Raw genomic sequence first — 16,739 nt, forward strand, 5'->3', positions numbered from 1 at the left:
CGGACCATGCGGGTTTCCGCACGCCGACGCAATGGATCAAGTCGGCGCCTCCTGCGTTACCGCCTCGTTGGACGAAGGAGTGTGCAATGCCGGAACTCGCAATCTCCCCTGAAAAGGTCGGCTTCTTGATCGAGAAGGCGCGGGAATTCGACGTCAAGGAGGGGCTCGTCGATCCCGACTCCGGCTCGAACGGCGCCGACGACGACATGATCGATGTGCTGGAGGATGACGGCACCGATCCGGTGGCGCGCGAGATCACCGGCTTCATCAACGCGCTCAGCGAGGACGAGCAGGTCGACCTCGTCGCCCTGATGCGGCTCGGCCGCGGCGACGGCACGATCGAGGAATGGGCCGATCTGCGCCGCGAGGCGGCGCGCGGACGCACCGGCCATGTCGCCAACTATCTGTTGGGCGAGCCGATGCTCGGCGATCTCCTGGCTGAAGGACTCGACGAGTTTGGCCTGGGGCCGAGCGACGAACGCATCACGCCGATCCACTAAGGATGCGGCTCCTTGCTTACCTCGCCCCGCTTGCGGCAGGGGTGTCCGGGGAATGATTCACTGTGTCGCGGTGCATGCTCGGCAGGACCGAGGCAAATCGGTCTTTTCTGGTTGTCGAGACACAGAGGGCCGAGCATGCGATATCGCGGTAGCATTTTTGGAAGGCTGCTTGAACCGATCAATCGACGGCAGTTTCAGACGGTTGTGGATCGTCTGGACGGGGATGCCTACGACAAGTCGTTCAGGAGCTGGGATCATCTGGTGGCGCTGATCTATGCCCAGCTTAGCGGCAACAGCAGTCTGCGCGGGGTGGTGACTGGCTTCAACGCCAATTCGCAGCATCACTATCACTTGGGAACCGGCAAGCTGTCGCGCTCGACGTTGTCCGATGCCAATGCCCGCCGTCCGATCGGCATTTTCGCGCAAACCTTTGCGGCGCTGTCGGCGATGGCGCGTCGCCAGCTGCGGAGTGAAGGCATGGAGATGGTGCGTCTGATCGACGCCAGTCCGATCCCGCTCGGCAAGGTCTGCAGTTGGGCGACGTGGAACGGCCGCATCCGCGGCATGAAGCTGCATGTCGTCTACGACCCAAGGAGCGATGTCCCGACCTGCGTCGAGATGACGGCCGCGAACGTCAATGACATCGAGATCGGCCGACAGACCCCAATCCAGCCCGCCACCACCTATGTGTTTGACAAGGGCTATTGCCGTTTCGACTGGTGGCAGAAGATCAATGATAGCAAGGCTTTGTTCGTTACCCGGGCGAAGACGAGCATCCGTCTTCGCTCGCTCAGGCATCGCGCCATCCGCAAGCGTAACGGGGATGGCTTCGAAATCCTTGCCGATGACGAGGTGAAGCTCACCAGCAAGGGCGATTCGCGCCTTCCAATCCCGCTCCGCCGCATCAAGATCAGACGCGAGAAAGGCGGCAAGATCACACTCCTGACCAACGACCTTGCCCGTAGCGCCGTCGAGATCGCCGCCCTCTACAAGAGCCGATGGCAAATCGAGCTGCTGTTCCGCTGGATCAAGCAGCATCTCGATATTCGCAAGTTCCTCGGCGCCAACGACAACGCGATCCGCCTTCAGGTGCTCGCTGCGATGATTGCCTACCTGCTGCTGCGCATCGCCGCTCACACCAACTGCATCAAAATGCTCCCGCTCAGGTTCGCCGAACTCGTCGGCCAGCTCCTGCTCACGCGTCGATCCCTCGCTGCCATCGACAAACCTCCGCCCATCAACCCCGGCCGTCGGAAATCAACCATCTCACCTGACCAGATGGAGCTCCGCTATGCCTGAATTTCCCCGGACACCCCTGCGCTTGCGGGGAGAGGTCGGAATTCAAGCGTAGCTTGAATTCCGGGTGAGGGGGGCCTCCGCAATCTTTGCCTTCACCGTCTTTGCGGTGACAGCCCCTCACCCCAACCCTCTCCCCGTAAGAACGGGGAGAGGGAGCAGGAAGGAGAAACCGTGCTAACGTGCGCAGTCGACGATCACGGTGCCGATCTTGTCGCCCTTCTCGACGGCGAGATGGGCGTCGGCGGTCTCGGCGAGCGCGAATTGCCCGGCGATATTGTGCACGCGGGTGCCCGACGCCAGCCATTTGGTGATGTCGGCCTGCGCGGCCGCGAGCAGCGGCGGCGGCAGCGCGAACAGCACCAGCGAGCGCACGGTGATGCATTTCTCCATTAATTCGCGCACCGGCAGCGTGGGGGTGCGGTTGCCGTTGGTGGCGTAGACCGCGATCGTCGAGTTCATGGCCATGATCTTCAGCGTGGTCGCGAGATTGCCGCCGAAATCGACGTCGATCACGCGGTCGACACCGCGGTTCTCGGTGAAGGCCATCACCTTGGAGACGACATCTTCGGTCCGGTAGTTGACGACGGTGTCCGCGCCGGCGAGCCGTGCCTCGACGTCCTTGACCTGCGAACTGACGGTCGCAATTACGCGCGCGCCGCCCCATTTTGCCAATTGCACGGCGTAGTGGCCGACCGCGCCGGCGCCGCCGGTAACCAGCACCGTCTGCCCCGAGATCGGGCCGTCCGCAAACAGCGCGCACCACGCGGTCATGCAGGGGATGCCGAGCGTAGCACCTGCCGCGAACGACACGTCCTGCGGCAGCGGCGTTACCAGATAGTCGGCCAGCGTGATGTATTCGGCCGCGGTGCCGAAGGCGCGGCCGTTGCGCTGGCCGTTGAACAGCCAGACGCGATCACCGACCGCAAAGCGGGTGACGCCTTCGCCGACCTGGTCGATGATTCCGGCGCCGTCGCTGTTCGGGATCACGCGCGGGAATTCCATCGCGCGATAGTTGCCGCTGCGGCGGCCGACATCGGCCGGGTTGACGCCGGACGCCTCGAGGCGAACCCGGACTTCACCGGGACCAGCCTCGGGCGTCGGCATCTCGCCGACGGTAAGCACCGTCGGCGCCGCGCCGGTCCGTTCGTACCAAACAGCTCTCACAATGTGCCTGGGAAGGCACCGCCGTCGAGCAACAGGTTTTGCCCGGTGATGAAGCCGGCCTTGGCGCCGCACAGGAATGCGCAGGCATAGCCGAATTCGTCGGGATCGCCGAAGCGGCCGGCGGGGTTCAGCTTGGCACGCTCGGCCAGGACCTGCTCGGCCGAGATGCCGCGCTTCTCGGCCTCGGGCTTCGCGGTGCCGCGCAGGCGGTCGGTCTCGAACGGGCCCGGCAGCAGGCCGTTGATGGTGACGTTGTTGATCACGGTCTTGCGCGACAGGCCGGCGACGAAGCCGGTGAGGCCGGCGCGGGCGCCGTTGGACAGGCCGAGGATCTCGATCGGCGCCTTCACCGCCGCCGAGGTGATGTTGACGATGCGGCCGAACTTGCGCGCCATCATGCCGTCGACGGTCGCCTTGATCAGCTCGATCGGCGTCAGCATGTTGGCGTCGATCGCCTTGATCCAGTCGTCGCGGGTCCAGTTGCGGAAATCGCCCGGCGGCGGGCCGCCGGCATTGTTGATCAGGATGTCGGGCTCGGGGCAGGCCTTGAGCACGGCTTCGCGTCCCGCCGCCGTCGTGATGTCGCCGACGATCTCGGTGACGGTGACGCCGGGGTGCGCCTTGCGGATTTCGTCGGCGGTCTGCTTCAGCGCCTCGGCGCCGCGCGCCGTCAGGGTAACGTGCACCCCCTCATTGGCGAGCGCGATCGCGCAGGCGCGGCCCAGTCCCTTGCTCGATGCGCAGACGATGGCACGGCGGCCTTTGATTCCAAGATCCACGGTTCACTCCCTGTGATGTCGGTCGGTTTGTAAAGGTTTGATTGCACCAGTCTAGCGAAGCTCGGCGGCGCCGATAAGGGACGTGCAATGCATAAGTGCATGCCGGGCAGGAACAGTGCGGTGGGCCGGCGCCCTAGATGCGTTGCTCGCGCCGCAGCCGCTCGATCGCCATGGTGGCCTCGGGCGGCAGCGAGCGGAATCCGGCCTGTCCGGCCGCGGAGAACAACGGCCGCAATTGCGATCCGTTGAGGAATTGCGGCTGTCTGGCGAGCGGCACCAGCTGATCGAACACCAGCACCAGCGTGGTCACGACGAGGCCGACCCTGATGGCGCCGAGCAGCGCGCCGCCGAGGCGGTCGCCGATCCCGATCTCCGAGCCGATGGTGTCGTCGAGCATCGTCCGCGCCATCTTTCCGAGGATGACGCCAATCAGGAGAAAGAGGCCGAACAGCAGCACGCCATTGGGCGGAAACGGCGACGACGGCAGCGTCGCGATGTGGGGCCCGATCATCGCCAACGCGGCGACTGCAAGCGGCATGGCGACGAGATAGGCCAGGATAGTGACCGCGCTGCGCAACAGGCCGGTCGTGAAGCCGGTCACCACTGCGAACACCGATCCGAGGATGACGGCAAGGTCGAAGAGATTCATGGATGAGGAATTCCTGCCCCAATCTCCTACTGTCCCCTGGTTGATCAAGCCTGCTTACATCAGGGACAATTGTCGCTATCACTCGTCCGCTTCAATCCGGGAACCTGTCGATGTCCGACCTATTCGATGTCAGTAAAGAAATCATCCTCATCACCGGCGCCTCGCAGGGGCTCGGGCGGCAGTTCGCCCGCGTGCTGGCGGCACATGGCGCCGCGGTGGTGCTGGCCGCGCGCCAGACCGCGAAGCTGAAAAGCCTCGAGGAGGAGATCAAGGCTAAGGGCGGCCGCGCTGCCGCGGTGCAGATGGACGTCGCGGATATTTCCGGCATCGCGCAAGCGCTCGACGCCGCGGAAGCCGCGCTCGGTCCGGTCACGGTCCTGATCAACAATGCCGGCATCGCGATCGAGAAGCTGTCGACCGAGCAGACCGAGGCGGATTGGGACGCCGTGATCAGCGCTAATCTGAAGGGCGCCTACTTCCTCGCGACCGAACTTGCGCGGCGCATGATGGCGCGCAAGCAGCCGGGCAATATCATCAACGTCGCGTCCGTGCTCGGACAGGGCGTGCTCAAGGCGGTGTCGCCCTATGCGATCTCCAAGGCCGGCATGATCCAGGGCACCAAGGCAATGGCGCTGGAGCTCGCCGGCAACAACATCCGGGTCAACGCGCTGGCGCCGGGCTATATCGATACCGAGATGAACCATGATTTCTGGTCGACGCCGGCAGGCGAGCGGCTCGCCAAGCGCATCCCGCAGCGCCGGGTCGGTGCCGAGTCCGATCTCGACGGCGCGATCATGCTGCTGGCCTCGAACGCCTCGCGCTACATGACCGGGACGGTGGTGACGGTGGATGGCGGGTTCTTGCTGAACTAGCTTTGTAGCCCGGATGAAGCGCAGCGAAATCCGGGGAGCATGCGTGAAGGTCCCGGATTACGCTTCGCTTCATCCGGGCTACGATTGCAACGCATCAGGTCACGAGCACGGCCCGAGGCAGTCGGGCGCGGTTTCTGGATAATAGAAGAATGCCGCTGATTTGCCCGACGAGTCAAGTCGCCGTGTCGAAGCCGGCAGCCCGCGGCTCCTTTGCATGGGGTTGTTTTCGATATTTTTGGCCATGCGGCCCCGCGACGGCAGCCTCATAGGGGGACAAAGGCGCTCTTGCGCCGTGCCCACCCTACGCATTTGGTCACCCCGCCCGTATCTCCGCCCTGATCATGTCGGCCGCCTTCTCGCCGATCATGATGGTCGGTGCATTGGTGTTGCCGCCTATCAGGGTCGGCATGATCGAGGCGTCGACTACGCGCAGGCCTTCGAGGCCGTGCACGCGCAGCTTCGGATCGACCACCGCGAGCGGATCGCCGGTGCCCATCTTGCAGGTGCCGACCGGGTGATAGACGGTGTCGACGCGCTCGCGCAGGATGCTGCGGATGTCGTCGTCGGTGCGGACGTTGGACGTGAACACATCCTTCTGCTGCAGGGCGCGCAGCGCCGGCGCCTCCATCAGCCGCCGTGTGGTCTTGTAGCCCGCGACCATCGATTCGAGATCGGCCTCCTCGCCGAGGAAGTTGGGGTCGATCAGCGGCGCCTGCATCGGGTCGCTGCCGGCCAGCGCGACGCTGCCGCGGCTCTTCGGCCGCAGCAGGCAGACATGGCAGGAGAAGCCGGTGCCGCCGTGGCGCTTGCGGCCGTGGTCGTCGACCATCGCCATGCCGAAATGCAGCTGGATGTCGGGGATGTCGAGATCGGGCCGCGTCTTCAGGAAGCCGCCGCATTCGGCGAAGTTCGAGGTGAGGGGGCCGCGGCGCTCGCGCCGATATTGCATGATGGCGCGGACGAGCCGCGGCATGCCCTTCAGCGAGATGCCGGCGAAGTTCGGATTGTCGGACATGTAGCCGAAGATGAAATCGGGATGGTCCTGCAGGTTTTGGCCGACGCCGGGCAGATGATGCACGCTGGCGAGGCCGTGCTTGCCGAGCGCTGCGGCATCGCCGACGCCCGACAGCATCAACAGCTGCGGCGACTGGAACGCGCCGGCGGCAAGCAGGACTTCGCGCCGCGCGTGGATTTGCTTCAGCTCCTTGCCCTGCCGGTATTCGACGCCGACCGCGCGCTTACCCTCGAACAGGATGCGCGTCGCGTGCGCATTGGTCTCGACGCGAAGGTTGGGACGCCTGCCGATGTGCGGATGCACATAAGCGCGTGCCGCGCTCCAGCGCTCGCCGTTGCGTTGCGTTACCTGGTAGATGCCGAGGCCCTCATGGTCGTCGGCATTGAAATCCTCGCGGATGCGGAATTGCGCCTCTTGCGCCGCCTGCAGGAAGGTCTGCTGGATCGGATTGCCGGAGCGCAGCTTGTTGACGGCGAGCGGGCCGCCCTTGCCGTGATACTCGCCGTCGAAATCGGAATTGTCTTCCGAGCGCTTGAAATAGGGCAGCACGTCGGCGAACGCCCAGCCGGTATTGCCGAGCGCGGCCCAGTGGTCGTAATCGGCGCGATGGCCGCGAATGTAGACCATGGCGTTGATCGCCGAGGAGCCGCCGAGCCCCTTGCCGCGCGGCTGATAGCCGATGCGGCCGTTGAGGCCTTTCTGCGGCACGGTGTTGAAGGCCCAGTTGTTGACGGTGCCCGCGACCATCAGCACCAGGGCGCCCGGCGTGGTGACGACCCAATTGTCATTGGTGCCGCCGGCATCGAGAAGCGCCACCGACGTCGCCGGATCCTCCGACAGCCGCCCCGCCACCGCGCAGCCGCCGGAGCCCGCGCCCACCACCACGAAATCGAATGTGTCAGTCACGTTTCCCCCATTCCTTATTTGTCATTCCGGGGCGATGCGTTAGCATCGAACCCGGAATCTCGAGGTTCCCCGATGCGCAATTGCGCATCTGTGGTTCGCTTCGCGCCCCGGAACGACAGCACTTCTACGACAACATCCGCATCAGCTTCTCCAGCCGCGCGACCTTCGCGCCATAGGGCGGATAGAGATCGGCAAGCCGGTTGAAGCGCGAGCGGTAGAACACCGGCTTGAACTTGGTCAGCGTCTTGAACCCCCACTCGCCGTGATAGGCGCCGGTGCCGGAGGCGCCGACGCCGCCCATCGGTTGATAGGCCTGCGCGAAGTGGAACAGGCAGTCATTGACGGTGACGCCGCCGGACACCGTGCGCGCCAGCACCGCATCGCGGGCGGCGCTGTCGGTGCCGAACCAGTACAGCGCCAGCGGGCGATCGCGGCTGTTGACGAAGGCGATCGCTTCCGTCGCATCGCGCACGCCGATGACCGGCAACAGCGGCCCGAAGATCTCTTCCTGCATCACCGTCATGTCCGGCGTCGCGCCGACGATCACGGTCGGCGGAAATTTGCGCCCCGCCTTCCACTCGCGGTCGTTCGGCGTTGCCGGCTGCATGATGGTCGCGCCCTTCGCGGCGGCGTCGGCGACCAGCCCCTCGAGCCGTGCATAGTGCCGATCCGAGACGATCGACGTGTAATCAGTGTTATCGGGATCGGTACCGAACATGTGCTGCATGTGGCCCTGCAACCGCATCGCGAAGGGCTGCACCGCGGCCTGCGGTACCAGCACGTAATCGGGCGCGATGCAGGTCTGGCCGGCATTCAGCAGCTTGCCATAGGCGATGCGCTGCGCGGCTTCATCGATGTCGGCGGAGCCGTCGACGATCACGGGCGACTTGCCGCCGAGCTCGAGCGTCACCGGCGTCAGATTGCGGCCACAGGCTTCGGCCACCAGCCGGCCGACCCGCGTCGAACCGGTGAAGATCAGATGATCGAACGGCAGCGCGGCAAACGCCTTTGCGATTTCGTCGTCGATATCGGTGACCGCGAGCTCGGTGACATCGAATTTTTTTGCGATCGTCTCCATCAGCAACCCGGCAAAGCGCGGCACCAGCTCGCTCGGCTTGATGATGGCGCGGTTGCCGGCCGCGATCGCGGCGACCGCGGGCGCCAGGGTCAGCTGCAGCGGATAATTCCACGGCGCGATGATGCCGACCACGCCGAGCGGCTGCGGCATCAGCCGGTTCTTGGCCGGCGCGAACTGCGCCGTGGTCGGGACCTTCCGCGGCGCCATCCAGCCCTTGAGGTGCCTGGCCGCGTGCCTGATCTCGCCGAGCACCAGCATGGTCTCGGCGATCGCGGTCTCGACGGTAGAGCGGTGGCCGAAATCGGCCGAGATCGCCGCCTCGAATCGCGTCTCATTCTCGGTCAGCGCGGCGCGCAGGCGGCGCAGCCGGTCGAGCCGTGCCTGCAATGTCGGCGCCGGCTCGCTGCGCGACAGCTCGAACTGGCGATGAAAGGCCTCCTCAAGCGCATGCAGCCCCGGGCTCTTCAATGGCCGGTCCATGGCATTTCCCCCTCGGATGACGCATTCTTGACTGATTTGTTGCGCGCCAAGCTCCGCTTTTGCGCGCGGTCTGGCAAGGCCCGGTTCCCGGCAGCAAATCCTGCCGGGATAAGCCGGCGATTTCGACGTCACAAAATCCTCAAAAACCCGCATCCGGGGCTTTCCAAACCGGGCTCACGTTGATACATACGCCCCGCACCCGATGGCCTCGGCCCGGGTCGCCTTCTCAGGAAGCCCCCGGACGGATCGATCGGCGCCGTTGAAAAGCGTTGGCCGGCCGGCTCAGGCACCCTTTCTGCAAGGCACGCAACGGTTTAACGCGGGGTGGAGCAGCCCGGTAGCTCGTCAGGCTCATAACCTGAAGGTCATAGGTTCAAATCCTATCCCCGCAACCAAGTCCGGACCAACCGGTTCCGACAAAATGGCCCGCATTTCGCGGGCCATTTTTGCTTTGGGAGGACAATCGGGCCTCGTGTCGTCGACCGATTGGGTGCAGATCACGGCGTTTCCGCAACGCGGGCCGCTCCCTAGACGATGAAATGGAATTCGTGCCACGCACTCCAGCTAATGCCATCGCTGGCGCGAACCCAGAGGTCGTCAGGCACGGTACCGCCCTGGAATGACGTGCTCGCAATTTGGGCCGCGCTGACGTTGATGGCGGTGCCGGTGGGCTGCGTATTCCCGCCAATGCTCCAGTGGCCGCTGCTTGCCGACGGCGTCGAATCCCAGAGTTGATATTGTGCGATACTGTCGCCGTCGGCATCCGAGACTGAAAACAGGGTTAAGGCGGCCACGCTCTGATTGGCCGTCGCGTGGAAGTCGGACGCGGTCACTAACGGAGCGCTGTCAACCGGCGCGGTGACGTGAAACTCCTTCCACGCGCCCCAGGCAAAGCCGTCGTAAGCCCTCACCCAGAGATCGTCCGAACCCGAGCCGCTTTGAAAGCTTGTGCTCGAAAGCTGGGCTGCCGTGACATTGATGGCGGCATTGGTGCCTTGGGCGACTCCTCCGACAACCCAGTGCCCACTGCTCGCATCCGCCGTCGAATCCCACACCTGATAGTTTGTGATGGTGTCGGCAGCGATACGATCACCCAGTACGCCTTCTGGGACACCGGCGGGAACGGCCATTGGGTTGTGAACGGTGTCGCCCAGGCCGCCAACTCCGAGATCGATGTGAGCGCGGCCAACCTGTCACAGGTGAGCTACGTCTTCGGCCCCGGTGGCTCGCCATCGGATACGCTCTGGGTTAAGGCCAATGACGGCAGCATGTGGAGCGCCTGGAAGAGCTTCACGGCCACCGCAACGAACCAGGCGCCGACAGTCTCGGTCTCGAACGTGACGACAGTCTCGGGGCAGGTCTTCGCGGCTTCGAGCCTGGTCAGCGCGACGGACGCGGATGGCGATACCATCACGAAATATGCGTTGTGGGATTCCAACACGAACGGGCGTTGGAATGTCAACGGCGTGAACCAGTCTGCGAATACAGAGATCGACGTCACTTCGGCACAACTTGCCCAGACGACCTATCAGGCCGGTTCCGGCACCGACCAGCTCTGGATCCGGGCCTATGATGGCAGTGCGTGGGGTGTCTGGCAGCCTTTCAACGTAACGGGAGAGAGCCCCAGCACTGCCACCATCGCAGCGGGTACCACCCTGGAATTGACGGGGGCTTCGAACGCCGCCGTTACGTTCCTGGGCAGCACGGGGACGCTGAAGCTCGACAATTCCGCGAGCTTCACCGGAACTGTCGCCGGGATGTCCGGTTCGGACACGATCGATTTCGCGAATATCAATTTCGCGAACGTTCAAACGCCGACCTTCAGCGGAAACGCCTCGGGCGGAACGCTCACGGTGACGGACGGCACTGTCACCGCCAGCATTGCGCTGCTGGGCAACTACATGGCTTCCACATTCACGGCCTCGAGCGACGGCCATGGCGGTACCTCGGTTGTCGATCCGCCGGCGATGCAGGTCAGTCAGCTTGCGCAGCCGCAGCATGCGTAAGGGCTTGAGATAGGCGGCTGTGGAGGGCCTGTTGCGGGCCCTCCGCGACCAAGATCCCTCAACCGGCAAAGATGAAAAGGCCCGCCTCCTGGCGGGCCTTTTTCCAGTCTTGCAGCGCTTCCGCGATGCCGCTCAACACTTAACGCCTGCTCAGCACCTGATCACAGCGACGAGCCGTTACAGGCTGCTTCGACCGCCTGGTCGTCCACATTCGGGTCGGCCGCGGCGGTGGCCCAGGCGAGCTCGACGAGGGTCACGATCCGCCGGCCGGCACCGTCGAGCTGGCAGACGATCAGGCCTTGTTCTTCGATGTAGGTCAGAAGATGCCGGGCACGGCGCAGCGAATGCGTGCCGTAGGCGCGGGCGATCGCGGCATCGCTCGGGCACGGCCAGCCCTCTTTCGCGGCGCGCGCGATCATCATGAAGACGCCCTGCATGTCCTCGGGCAGCAACGCGGCGCGCAGCGAGACGTCCTGCCAGGCGTCGTCCTCCGCGACATCGGCGCCGAGCCCGGCGCGGGCCCGCGTCAGCATCCGGCGGAAATCGGTCAGCTCCGGCACAACGGCACCGAGACCCTCGATCCGGCAGCGGACCACGAACTCCTGATAGAGCACGCCGATGGCGCGAAAGCCTGCGTCGGGCTCGGCGAGGATAGCGCGCAGGATACGGTCCAACCGTTCACGCCGCTCGGCCAATTGCTCGGCGCTCGGCGGCGGCTCCGCAGCTTCGGGATCTGGCTCCGGTGCCGGCTGCTTGGCGGCCATCAACTGGCTGAGCAGGTCCGGCGACGGCGTCCGGCGCTGCGGCCGCACCGCTTCCGGCGGCGGAGCGGCGAGGATGATCGCGCGTGCGTCCTCCAGTGCCGCTTCAGGCAGCGGCATCAACCGCGGCGCTGCGTTGCGCGGCTGGGTGTCGGTCGGACCGATGCGCAAGCCCAGCGGACGGCGGGAGAGCGCAGGTCCCAGCGCCATGAATTGTCCGCGCTCGAGGTCGCGGAAGGCTTCCGCCTGCCGCCGTTCCATGCCGAGCAGGTCGGCGGCGCGCGCCATGTCGATATCGAGGAAGGTACGGCCCATCAGGAAGTTCGACGCTTCGGCCGCAACATTCTTGGCGAGCTTCGCCAGCCGCTGGGTTGCGATGATCCCGGCGAGCCCGCGCTTGCGACCGCGGCACATCAAATTGGTCATTGCACCGAGCGAAAGCTTGCGCGCCTCGTCGGACACCTCGCCCGCGACCGCCGGCGCGAACAGCTGCGCCTCGTCCACCACCACCAGCATCGGATACCAGTGGTCGCGGGCGACGTCGAACAGCCCGCCGAGGAAGGCCGCGGCGCGCCGCATCTGGTTCTCGGCGTCGAGTCCTTCGAGATTGAGCACCGTGGAGACGCGATGGATGCGCACGCGCTCGCCGGCGACCTGCAGGCTGCGCTCGGTGTGGTCCTCGGCGTCGATGACGAGGTGGCCAAATCGTTCGGCCAGGGTGACGAAATCACCTTCAGGATCGATGATGGTCTGCTGCACCCAGGGGGCGCTCTGTTCCAATAGCCGGCGCAGCAGATGGGATTTGCCGGAACCCGAATTGCCTTGTACCAAGAGGCGCGTCGCCAATAGCTCCTCGAGGTCGATGGCCGCCGAAGTGCCGGCCGTCGTTTGTCCCATCTCGATCGCTACGGTCATGTCCCGACTCAAATTGCCCTTGCGGAGAGGCGGCTTAACAAGCTGATCGCGCCGCGTCGAGCGAACCGCACCATCATCCCCAGGCGCGGCCGGGAGGCGGACGGTGTTGATGCTCGCCGGACGAGACGAAGATTGATCGAGCCACTACAACGTGTTTAGCTTGCATGTCTGATGTAGATTTTTTCGAACCAGTTCCTGTTCAGCTGCGCGATCCGGCCCGGTTCGGACCCGCTCTTATTCAATCAGCCCGTCGAACTCTCAGCCCGTCGAACTCAATATCTGAGTTCAACTACGACGCATTCATTTCCTACATTCTTCCCGCTCCAAACGGGATTGATCCCAGCTTGCAAGGCTCGCGTTGTCGAAGGCATCCGCCAAAAATCGAAGGTTTCACGGATCTTATCCCCGCTCACGCGCGCATGTGGCGGAGCGATCCTGATGTCGGGAGCGAGATCGCGTAAATCTTTCCGGCGTCGGTATTGATCTTTGCCGTTATCGCGTTCGGGCAGGTCTCGGCGCCCCTCGGCGACGGGATCTGGGACCAGGCCTCCTGGCTCGCACTTGCCGTGCCGCTGGTCATCATCGCTTTCTACATTTTCCGGCGTTCCGTGCGTCCTTCGTAGAAGGAGCGGGCGTTCGCGGTGACGTCGATGTGATCGGCGTCGCTATTCTCATGCCGGATACCTCCGTCCCGTTTGCCGGTGGTGTCTCGGCGCGCAAACCTCGTCATAGTCCGCCGCACAAAAGAAACGTGCGAGGAAACATGACTGAGAGCATCGTTGATGCCGTAGCGCCGTCGGTCGCGGCGCCTGGCGCAGTGTCGCCGCGAAAAGTGTTTTGGGCGACCTGGTTCGGCTGGATGCTCGATGGCTTCGATTCGTCGATGTACGCCTACATCCTGGTCGGCGCGTTGAGCGAATTGCTGCCGGCCAGCGGCATTGAGCCGAGCAAGGCCAATATCGGCATCTATGGCGGGCTCTTGTTCTCGATCTTCATGCTGGGCTGGGCCTGCTCGATGGTCTGGGGCTGGGCCGCGGACCGTTACGGACGGGTCCGGATCATGTGCTGGACGGTGCTGGTCTACTCGCTGTTCACGGCGCTGTGCGGGCTTGCGACCGGTATCGTGATGTTCGCATTGTTTCGCTTTGTTGCCGGCTTCGGAATCGGCGGCGAATGGGCCGCGGGCACGCCGCTGCTGCAGGAATCCGTGCCGGAGAATACGCGGGTGCGGCTCGCCGGATGGCTGCACACGGCGACGCCGACCGGGCTATTCCTCGCCGCCGCCGTCACGCTTGCGATTGGCAGCACGCTGGGCTGGCGCGGCATGTTCCTGCTCGGCATTCTGCCCGCGCTGCTGATCGCGTATCTGCGCAGCAACATTCCCGAACCCGAGCGCAGGGCTGCGCACGAGCAGCCGTCGGTCGCGGCCTTGTTTGCCGGCGACCAGGCGCGCACCACCTGGGCCGCGGCGCTGATGATGGCCTGCATCATCTTCGGCCTTTGGTCGTCGAACTTCTGGGCCCCGACCGTGATCTCGACCAAGCTGGTCGCCGCGGGCGCGACGCCGGCGCACGCGCAGGAGATGGGCGCGGTGGCCGGCCTGATCACCAATGTCGGCACGCTGATCGGCTGCCTCCTTGTACCATGGCTAACGACCTGGCTCGGCAGCCGGCGCCACACCGCGGTGCTGTTCTTCGTCGGCGGGCTGATCTCCGTCGTGGTCTCCTATGAGGTCGCGATCGAATGGCTCGACAGCCTGACGCTGTTCATGGTGCTGCTGCCGGTGCTCGGCTTCTTCACCAATGGTGTGTTCGGCCTGTTCACGATCTGGCTGCCGGAGATGTTTCCTTCGGCGCTGCGCGGCTCGGGCTCCGGCTTCGCCTTCAGCATGGGCCGCGTGCTCGGCGCCGCCGGCCCGACCCTGATCGGCGCGCTCGCCGCCCGCACCGGCAGCTTCCCGCTGGCGATTTCGATGCTGTCGCTGATCTATGTAGTCGGCCTGCCGCTGATCGCCCTGGCGCCGGAGACGGCCGGCAAGCCGCTGGCGAGATAGCAGGCTACTTTGCACGTTGCGCGCGGCTTCGGCCGCGCGCCGTCTTACTCCGCCGGCTTCGCGGTCGCTGGCGTCTGCGCGGCCACGGGCGTCTGCGCAGCTACGGGTACCTTCGCGGGCGCCTTGTCGACCTTCTTCGACCAGGAGCGGTAATAGGCGAGTGCGGTCATCAGCACGATGCCAACAATGCTGACCGCGATCTGCATCCAGATGCTGCCGGAGACCTCGACCAGCAGCACATGCGCGATGACCGCGAGGAAAACGCCGGTGCAGAACACTTCGAGCGACTGCTGGCCGCATTTGATGATCGGCTGGAAGATCGGCCATTCATATCCGGGCCATTCGCGCGGCAGGAAGCGGGTGACGAAGAAGGCGAGGACGATGAAGTGCAGCACGCGATAAGGCGCAAGGTTGGTCTTGTCGTTCGGATTGAAGGCGTCATAGAGCCAGGCCGGCATCGCCTGTCCGAGCTCCGGGAAGCGGCCCGCCAAGGTCATGACCAGCGCGAACAGCAGATAGGCGCCGCCGAGCCAAAGGAAGGCGCGCGAGCGGATGAACGCGATCGATTCGCTCGCGCCGCCGAGCGCGAACCAGCCGCCGAACACGAACAGGAACTGCCAGCAGAACGGATTGAAATACCATGAGCCGGACGGATAGGCCGGCAGGTTCCAGCCGAATTGCCGCGCCGCGAGATAGAGCAGGAACGAGGCCAGCAGCGTCAGATTGAGCTTGCGCAGCATCGCCCACAGCACCAGCGGATAGCACAGCATCAGCGCGATATAGAGCGGCAGCACATCCATGTTGACCGGTTTGAACGCCAGGATCAGGCCCTGATAGAGCGTCTCGGCCGGATTGTGCATGAAGCCCGCGACGTTGAATTCGTCCTGCAGGTTCGGGTCGTGGTAGCGCTGGGAGAGATAGCCGATCTCGGCGATATAGATCACGAACAGCAGGACGTGGGCGACATAGATCTGCCAAGCGCGCTTGATCAGGCGGGTGGCGCCGATCACGGTGCCGCGCTCGAGCATCATGCGCGCATAGACGAAGGATGCGGTGTAGCCGGAGATGAACACGAACAGATCGGCCGCGTCGCTGAAGCCGAAATTCTTCTGCGTGATCCAGTTCACCGCGTTGTTCGGGATGTGATCGAGATAGATCGCCCAGTTGGCGAAGCCGCGCAGCAGATCGAGGCGATAGTCGCGGCCACGCGGCGGCAGAACAGCCTTGACGTCCATCGGTACGCTCCCATCCCGAGTGCCCGCGTGTCCGGTCGCGGGTCGCCCACGACGTCATACTAGAACAGGATTTCGACGGTTGTGTATTGGTTTTCCGGAAACGGATCGCCGCCACAGCCGGCCAAACAGCGATGAATTTGGATCAAATCGTTCGCGCCGCGAACCACGCGGTGCGTAGGATGGGTAGAGCGAAGCGAAACCCATCGCTCCGTGTCGACCTGACGAATGATGGGTTTCGCTTCGCTCTACCCATTCTACGAGAGCCGGCCGCGCACCGGCGCGGCTAACGCTGCACAAACCCGTTATGCAGCGTGGTGAACAGCGCCTTGCCCTTCTTCACCAGATCGTATTTGCGGCCGTAAAGCAGCCAGACGGCGGTGAGGTGGCACATCCCGCCCATCATCAGCGACATCGCGGTGTAGGGATCGAGATTGCGGCGATAGGTGCCGGCGCGGCTCGCCTGCCTGATCAACTGCACATAGCGCAGCGCGTATCTGTCGACCGCCTTCTTGATCCGCGGTTCGGCGGCAAGCACGCTCGGCCAGATCTCGAGGAAGAACACCCGGCCCCAGCTCGGGTTGTCCTTGATGTACTGGAAGTTGGTGAGGAAGATGATGCGGAGCTGGTCGACGGGATCGCCACCCTTGACCAGCAGCGGCTCGGTCTTCTGATACAGCGCCTCGAAATTGCCTTCGGGCACATCGAGCACCAGCGCGCGCTTGTCCTCGAAATAATCATAGATGCTGGAGAGCGGTACTTTCGCCGCGGCGGCGACCTCGGTGAGCGAGGTTCCGTCGATGCCTTTTTCGCCAAACAGCTTGGTGGCCGCCGTGAGGATCTGCTCGCGCCGGTCGCGGCTGCGTTGCTGCTTGAGCTTGAGTGTCGTCCCCGAAGCCACGGTGGTCTCCAAGAGCGTTTTCGCGCGAAGTGGATACCGGTTCGCGCAAGGAAGACGCGTCAAAGCAGGAATCTCATCCCCGTAAAAAAAACAGTAAGGCAGCGGGATCGGAACACAAGTGCTATTGCG

14 protein-coding genes and 1 tRNA gene are annotated in these 16,739 nt (G+C 64.4%); 6 read left to right on the plus strand and 9 right to left on the minus strand.

The genetic code is table 11. From position 1 onward, the window contains the following. Positions 1–86: 86 nt before the first annotated feature. Complete coding sequence (locus tag J2R80_RS11925; protein ID WP_057017842.1) at positions 87–500, plus strand: DUF3775 domain-containing protein; 414 nt, start codon at positions 87–89, stop codon at positions 498–500. A 135-nt stretch (positions 501–635) separates the two neighbouring features. After that, entirely contained in the window at positions 636–1,799 is a 1,164-nt protein-coding gene (locus J2R80_RS11930; protein WP_253588621.1) for an IS4 family transposase, read from the plus strand. Between the two features lie 174 nt (positions 1,800–1,973). Here J2R80_RS11930 and J2R80_RS11935 read toward each other — a convergent pair whose 3' ends face one another. The 3 genes from J2R80_RS11935 to J2R80_RS11945 form a co-directional block, all read right to left on the minus strand. Further along, positions 1,974–2,963, minus strand: coding sequence for an NADPH:quinone reductase (locus J2R80_RS11935; protein ID WP_076828120.1), 990 nt, complete (start codon positions 2,961–2,963; stop codon positions 1,974–1,976). Further along, a complete protein-coding gene (locus tag J2R80_RS11940; RefSeq protein WP_057017840.1) occupies positions 2,960–3,742 on the minus strand; it encodes an SDR family oxidoreductase in 783 nt (260 codons plus the stop codon). The genes J2R80_RS11935 and J2R80_RS11940 overlap by 4 nt, the downstream gene beginning before the upstream one ends. A 133-nt stretch (positions 3,743–3,875) precedes the next feature. Beyond that, positions 3,876–4,391 (minus strand): CvpA family protein, encoded by a 516-nt coding sequence (locus J2R80_RS11945; protein ID WP_057017839.1) that lies wholly within the window; start codon positions 4,389–4,391, stop codon positions 3,876–3,878. A gap of 110 nt (positions 4,392–4,501) precedes the next feature. On the opposite strand from J2R80_RS11945, the gene J2R80_RS11950 reads away from it, so the two are divergent. Next, positions 4,502–5,263 (plus strand): SDR family NAD(P)-dependent oxidoreductase, encoded by a 762-nt coding sequence (locus tag J2R80_RS11950; protein WP_057017838.1) that lies wholly within the window; start codon positions 4,502–4,504, stop codon positions 5,261–5,263. A gap of 313 nt (positions 5,264–5,576) precedes the next feature. On the opposite strand, the gene J2R80_RS11955 is transcribed toward J2R80_RS11950, so the two are convergent. Beyond that, complete coding sequence (locus tag J2R80_RS11955; RefSeq protein ID WP_194295356.1) at positions 5,577–7,184, minus strand: GMC family oxidoreductase; 1,608 nt, start codon at positions 7,182–7,184, stop codon at positions 5,577–5,579. Positions 7,185–7,308: 124 nt separating this feature from the next. Continuing rightward, on the minus strand, positions 7,309–8,742 hold the full coding sequence (locus tag J2R80_RS11960; protein WP_076828116.1) for a coniferyl aldehyde dehydrogenase: 1,434 nt from the start codon (positions 8,740–8,742) through the stop codon (positions 7,309–7,311). Between the two features lie 318 nt (positions 8,743–9,060). On the opposite strand from J2R80_RS11960, the gene J2R80_RS11965 reads away from it, so the two are divergent. Then, positions 9,061–9,137 (plus strand) — tRNA-Met (locus tag J2R80_RS11965). Positions 9,138–9,269: 132 nt separating this feature from the next. Here the strand turns inward: J2R80_RS11965 and J2R80_RS11970 are convergent. After that, positions 9,270–9,872: a hypothetical protein gene (locus J2R80_RS11970; protein ID WP_076828115.1), complete on the minus strand. Its 603-nt coding sequence runs from the start codon at positions 9,870–9,872 to the stop codon at positions 9,270–9,272. Positions 9,873–9,878: 6 nt separating this feature from the next. On the opposite strand from J2R80_RS11970, the gene J2R80_RS11975 reads away from it, so the two are divergent. Continuing rightward, positions 9,879–10,748 carry a hypothetical protein gene (locus J2R80_RS11975; protein ID WP_076828113.1) on the plus strand — a complete coding sequence of 290 codons (870 nt, stop codon included), beginning with the start codon at positions 9,879–9,881 and terminating at the stop codon, positions 10,746–10,748. 161 nt (positions 10,749–10,909) lie between these two features. Here the strand turns inward: J2R80_RS11975 and J2R80_RS11980 are convergent, their stop codons facing one another. Then, complete coding sequence (locus tag J2R80_RS11980; protein WP_076828111.1) at positions 10,910–12,424, minus strand: ATP-binding protein; 1,515 nt, start codon at positions 12,422–12,424, stop codon at positions 10,910–10,912. A 763-nt stretch (positions 12,425–13,187) separates the two neighbouring features. Between J2R80_RS11980 and J2R80_RS11985 the strand changes: the two genes are divergently transcribed. Then, entirely contained in the window at positions 13,188–14,477 is a 1,290-nt protein-coding gene (locus J2R80_RS11985) for an MFS transporter (RefSeq protein WP_076828109.1), read from the plus strand. Between the two features lie 44 nt (positions 14,478–14,521). Here the strand turns inward: J2R80_RS11985 and J2R80_RS11990 are convergent, their stop codons facing one another. Then, a complete protein-coding gene (locus tag J2R80_RS11990; RefSeq protein WP_076828107.1) occupies positions 14,522–15,712 on the minus strand; it encodes an OpgC domain-containing protein in 1,191 nt (396 codons plus the stop codon). A 283-nt stretch (positions 15,713–15,995) separates the two neighbouring features. Then, the gene (locus J2R80_RS11995) at positions 15,996–16,610 is read right to left on the minus strand and encodes a TetR/AcrR family transcriptional regulator (protein WP_076828126.1); all 615 of its coding nucleotides are present in this window, start codon (positions 16,608–16,610) and stop codon (positions 15,996–15,998) included. Positions 16,611–16,739 lie beyond the last annotated feature (129 nt).

The sequence above is a fragment of the Bradyrhizobium sp. USDA 4541 genome (assembly GCF_024171085.1).
GTDB classification, from domain to species: domain Bacteria; phylum Pseudomonadota; class Alphaproteobacteria; order Rhizobiales; family Xanthobacteraceae; genus Bradyrhizobium; species Bradyrhizobium australafricanum.

Excerpts from the sequence above, each read along its gene's own strand:
- J2R80_RS11925 (WP_057017842.1), top strand. The coding sequence starts at position 87 with ATGCCGGAACTCGCAATCTCCCCTGAAAAGGTCGGCTTCTTGATCGAG.
- J2R80_RS11970 (WP_076828115.1), bottom strand. The coding sequence starts at position 9,872 with ATGGCCGTTCCCGCCGGTGTCCCAGAAGGCGTACTGGGTGATCGTATC.
- J2R80_RS11945 (WP_057017839.1), bottom strand. The coding sequence starts at position 4,391 with ATGAATCTCTTCGACCTTGCCGTCATCCTCGGATCGGTGTTCGCAGTG.
- J2R80_RS11980 (WP_076828111.1), bottom strand. The coding sequence starts at position 12,424 with ATGACCGTAGCGATCGAGATGGGACAAACGACGGCCGGCACTTCGGCG.
- J2R80_RS11950 (WP_057017838.1), top strand. The coding sequence starts at position 4,502 with ATGTCCGACCTATTCGATGTCAGTAAAGAAATCATCCTCATCACCGGC.
- J2R80_RS11930 (WP_253588621.1), top strand. The coding sequence starts at position 636 with ATGCGATATCGCGGTAGCATTTTTGGAAGGCTGCTTGAACCGATCAAT.
- J2R80_RS11985 (WP_076828109.1), top strand. The coding sequence starts at position 13,188 with ATGACTGAGAGCATCGTTGATGCCGTAGCGCCGTCGGTCGCGGCGCCT.
- J2R80_RS11960 (WP_076828116.1), bottom strand. The coding sequence starts at position 8,742 with ATGGACCGGCCATTGAAGAGCCCGGGGCTGCATGCGCTTGAGGAGGCC.
- J2R80_RS11990 (WP_076828107.1), bottom strand. The coding sequence starts at position 15,712 with ATGGACGTCAAGGCTGTTCTGCCGCCGCGTGGCCGCGACTATCGCCTC.